Below are 4473 nucleotides of genomic sequence, written 5' to 3'. Positions count from 1 at the left end.
TCGATCGAGCGCTCCGTAGGCAGTGGCACGGATACACCAGTTGGTTGCCGCTCCGGCCAAGAAGATTCCCGACACTGCGAGTCGGTCAAGCTCAGACAGCAATTCCGTGCTTTCGAAGGCCGAGTTGAAGCTCTTGTGGATGCGGAGTTCGCCCGTCAGTGGCTTGAGTTCGGCCGCCAACTGCCATGCCGGCGTGTCGCGCTGAAGCTCTTGATCGTGGTGCTGAACCCAGACAACTGGTACACCAGCCGCTCTTGCCCGGCGAACTGCAAGAGCGACGTTTCCAACGATGCGATCGCGGTCCCACGCCTGTGCCACGACGCCTACTTGGACATCAATGACCAGAAGCGCTGAGTTCGTGCCGGAGCGAGTAGACATGTGTTCGGCTTTCCGGAAGGGCTGGCGCCGTGACGGCGGTGGAACTTGCGGCCTAACGTTTGAGCTGAGGGGTCGGAGCCGGGAAGGCGCTTGGCCCGCGGGACGGATGATGGACCACACCGGCTCGCGGGCCAAGTGCCTTGCCGGCGGAGGTCCCTCTCGAGCGAAGGGTTAGGCGTCGCTCTTCTTGGCGCAGCCGGTGGACGCACTACTCTGAGATTGACAGCAGCCGTCGGATACTGCTGCGCCCTTGGAGGCACTACTCGCGCCGTTGAACCCAAATGCGATTGATGCAGCCAGGGTTAGCACGCTGCACCAGAAGAAGAGATGTTCGTACATGGCCCAAGTTCGGCCGTGTACTTGCAGAAGTGGAACGCTCTGTGGGCCCTGCAGTTCGTTCCAGAAGTCCTCGAACCGACGATGCTCGATTGTGCTGCTTGCCACCACCCCGCCGCACATGCCCGCGAAGATCATGAGCGTGAGACCGACGTACAAGAAGTGACGGTTCTTCTCTGTCACGAGCTGCGAGATAAACCAGCCCGCGTGCTCGGACCCGAGTAGCGTGGCCACGCCCGCTGCAGCTGACAAGTAGATTCCTATGTGGAACTTCGTGTACTCGTATAGGCGTTCGAGGCGTTCGTCCTTCTGGTCGGTACCGGAAGCATTCCCGAAGACTGAGGACATGTTCGCTCCTACTTGCTGCGACGCCTAACGTTTGAGCTGAGGCGACCGCCGCGGATTGGCGCTTGGGCCGCGAGCCCGATGATATGCACCACGGGTTCGCGGCCCAAGTGCCAAGCCGTGGAGGGTCGCCTCGAGCGAAGGGTTAGGCGGCATTCGCGGACAGGGAGAGCCTGTAGAACTTGGTGTCCACCGACATGACAGGGAACGTTTGCGGCAGGGTGGACTTGGCAACCTCGGCGAACCCGTTCTTCTCGTAGAACCTGTGAGCAGCCAGGAACTTGGCGGTGGTTCCCAGGTAGATGCTTGCCACTCCGTGCAGCGCAGCCCAAGCGACGAGCTTGCTCAGGAGACTTTGGGCTATACCGAACTCTCGGCCGCGGAAAGGTGCGGCGACGAACATCTTGCGAAGAGCGGCTTCGTTGTTGCTGATATCCAGTAGGGCTATGGTTCCTACGACTTGGCCGTCCACCTCGGCGACCCAGAAGTTGCCGCAGCCATGCCGGTAGAACTGTTCGATGTTGCTTAGGTCCGGCTGGGCCTCCAGAGTGATTGGAATACCGAACTCAACCTGCTGGATAGGAAGGATCACCGCAGCGATTGCCTGGGTGTCGTTTGGTTCAGAAGCGCGAACTTGCACCATGGGTGGTCATGCCGCCTAACGTTTGAGCTGAGGCGACCGCCGCGGGTTGGCGCTTGGGCCGCGAGGTGCATGATGCCAGCGAACGCCTCGCGGCCCAAGCGCCAAGCCGTGGAGGGTCGCCTCGAGTGAAGGGTTAGGCGTCGACGCGTAGCTCTAGGGAGCCGAGGTCTGCTCAGGCCGGCATATCCGGGTTGTAGGCAACCTCCCAGAGATGACCGTCTGGGTCTTGGAAGTAGCCGGCGTATCCGCCCCAGAAGGCTCTTTGCGCTGGCTTCACAATCGTCGCGCCGGCGCGCTTGGCTTGAGCCAGGACCTCTTCAACTTCGGCCTCCGAGCCCACGTTGTGCGCCAAGGAGAAGGTTCCCGGACTAGGTGGCCGAAGTGGGAGGCCTGTGTCGGCGGAGAGACTTGTGCGTGGCCAGACCGCCAACTTCAGACCAGACTGAAGGTCGAAGAAGGCAACGGCACCGATCTCGAACTCGGTTCCCATGATTCCCTGCGTGGGAAGGCCAAGGCCGTCTCGATAGAACGCAATGGAGCGTTCTAGGTTCTCAACGCCGAGCGTGATGAGGGAGATTCGAGGTCGCATTGCAGGACCGTGGGATGAAGCAGCCTGGTTCCACTCGACGCCTAACGTTTGAGCTGAGCGGACGCCACCGGGAAGGCGCTTGGCCCGCGAGACGGATGATGATCTGAACCGTTTCGCGGGCCAAGCGCCTTGCCGGTGGAGGTCCGCTCGAGCGAAGAGTTAGGCCTCACTGCCTTTGGAGGCTGCTTTGCGAACCCGAGAAATGAAAAGAAGCGCAAGTAGGCCGGTCCAGCACGCCAAACCGAACCAGAACACGGTCATTGCGTGCTTTGCAAACACCGTACCGAAGTTTCGGGGAAGTACCAGGGGAAGGTCCGGTGCGATGGCGCCGGAGCCCATCTCATCTTTGCTGCAAGCACGTGGAACGACAGAAACGTCGCCAACGTTTGCGGCGTTCATTCTGATTTCGAGCCAGCCTCCTGGTTGCATGTCAAGAATGGTTACTCCCGGACGATCCTTCGATTCGGCTCCGACTCGCCGAACCGGCGCAGTTGCGCTTGTGCTTGTGATCCAACTGGAAATGCTTGCCGGTGGACCTCCAGGCCTAGGCAGGAGAACCAATTCAACTCGAACACACCTCACTAGATGACTCGACGAGATGTTCTCGAGAGACAAGATGTACCCAGCCTGCGTCAGCGGGGGCAGATAAGTGGGGAACACCTTTGGAGCAGACGAGGCGCTCGAAAGGTCGTCGATCGCAACCACATCACCAAGAACAGCGGTCTGCTTAATCGCATACTCAACGGTAGGACCGTTGTTGTACCGAGCAATGGTCTGGTTTGCCGTAAATCCCAGCACAGCAACGAAGAGCGTTACCACGTAGGGCGCCTTCTCACCCAGGAGCAAGTCCGTTACACGAGCGCTCCAACCTATTGAGTGATGCTCTGGGGTGGGCATGCTGTGAGATCGAGGCAGAAATGCAGTGTGTGAGGCCTAACGTTTGAGCTGAGGCGACCGCCGCGGATTGGTGCTTGGGCCGCGAGGTGCATGATGCCAGCGAGCGCCTCGCGGCCCAAGTGCCAAGCCGTGGAGGGTCGCCTCGAGCGAAGGGTTAGGCGTCACCGCGCGTGCGCAGCCACTTCTCGAGGTGCACACCGTCGGCAGTTCCACTGTACATGCGCCGTTTGATGCGCAGTTCGTGGTAACCGTGCTCGTTGTAGAAGCTACGCGCGGCGAAGTTGTCGCGGCGCGCCTCGACCCGAATGCGCTCAGAGCCAGCTACAACTGCCGACGCCTCCAACCATGTCAGCAGCGACGTGCCGACGCCTTGGCGCTGACGCTCCGGACGGACAGCGAACAAGACGAGATGGGCGTCAGTCTCCCAGTACTCCATGATGCCGAAGCCGACAAGTTCGTCTTGCTCTCGCACCACTGCCACGTTCGTGTTTGGCGAGGCGATGGCGCGTGCCACACGTTCAGGCTGCCAGGACCACGGAAGGCCATGCTCTATCAAGCGACGTGACATGCGCGCGATCTCAACAGCGTCGCTCAGCGAAGCGAGGCGGATGTGGAGGTCGGGGGTCACGTGACGCCTAACGTTTGAGCTGAGGCGACCGGCGCGGGTTGACACTTGGGCCGCCAGACGGATGATGGACCACAACGGCTCGCGGCCCAAGTGCCAAGCCGTGGAGGGTCGCCTCGAGCGAAGGGTTAGGCGTCGTTGCGCGGCGCCTCACGATGGCTGCGGCAAGCTGTGCCACCAGATGCGAGCTACCGAACAGCGGTTGGAACTGAACGTAGCTTGGAGAACCCCGTCGAGCACCATTCGCGGAAGAGGGTCGCCAGGCTTGCGGGCAACAAGGCTGGTGCCCGTGGACTTGGCCCAGATTTGGAACAACTCCTCCGAGGCGACCTGATAGGTGGTGCGCCAGTGCGCGACGCCCGACGTTGGAGCTGTGGCCAGCACCTCGAAGGTTACCTTGACGTCTTCTTGAAGTTGCACGCGCTTCCAGTACTCGGCAAGCTGCTCGGCGCCGCGCTGAACCTGGAACGGCGTGTTGTGGTACTCCCCATCGGGCAAGAACAGCGCGGCGAACATGGATGGGTTGCGCTGCTCCCATGCGACCTTGTAGCCGAGCATGAACTCTTCAATGTTCACTGAGGACTCGCTGCGTGTGGGTGTACGACGCCTAACGTTTGAGCTGAGGGGCCGTAGCCGGGAAGGCGCTTGGCCCGCGAGGCG

6 protein-coding genes are annotated in these 4473 nt (G+C 61.1%); all 6 read right to left on the bottom strand.

The window, feature by feature from the left end:
- Nucleotides 1-378 (bottom strand): cysteine hydrolase family protein (locus tag D9C15_RS34665; RefSeq protein WP_128003620.1); only part of this gene is annotated, 378 nt, incomplete at its 3' end.
- 171 nt (nucleotides 379-549) lie between these two features.
- Nucleotides 550-1062 carry a hypothetical protein gene (locus tag D9C15_RS32580; RefSeq protein ID WP_128003619.1) on the bottom strand — a complete coding sequence of 171 codons (513 nt, stop codon included), beginning with the start codon at nucleotides 1060-1062 and terminating at the stop codon, nucleotides 550-552.
- Nucleotides 1063-1204: 142 nt separating this feature from the next.
- A complete protein-coding gene (locus D9C15_RS32575; protein ID WP_128003618.1) occupies nucleotides 1205-1702 on the bottom strand; it encodes a GNAT family N-acetyltransferase in 498 nt (165 codons plus the stop codon).
- 172 nt (nucleotides 1703-1874) lie between these two features.
- Nucleotides 1875-2291, bottom strand: coding sequence for a VOC family protein (locus D9C15_RS32570; protein ID WP_128003617.1), 417 nt, complete (start codon nucleotides 2289-2291; stop codon nucleotides 1875-1877).
- Nucleotides 2292-3342: 1051 nt separating this feature from the next.
- Nucleotides 3343-3816: a GNAT family N-acetyltransferase gene (locus D9C15_RS32565; RefSeq protein ID WP_128003616.1), complete on the bottom strand. Its 474-nt coding sequence runs from the start codon at nucleotides 3814-3816 to the stop codon at nucleotides 3343-3345.
- A gap of 147 nt (nucleotides 3817-3963) precedes the next feature.
- Nucleotides 3964-4389 (bottom strand): nuclear transport factor 2 family protein, encoded by a 426-nt coding sequence (locus D9C15_RS32560; protein ID WP_128003615.1) that lies wholly within the window; start codon nucleotides 4387-4389, stop codon nucleotides 3964-3966.
- Nucleotides 4390-4473 lie beyond the last annotated feature (84 nt).

The organism is Piscinibacter defluvii (assembly GCF_004011805.1).
In the GTDB taxonomy this organism is placed as follows: Bacteria; Pseudomonadota; Gammaproteobacteria; order Burkholderiales; family Burkholderiaceae_C; genus Piscinibacter; species Piscinibacter defluvii.
Note: the sequence above shows the minus strand (reverse complement) of the source record. Positions and strands in the feature narration are given on the sequence as shown.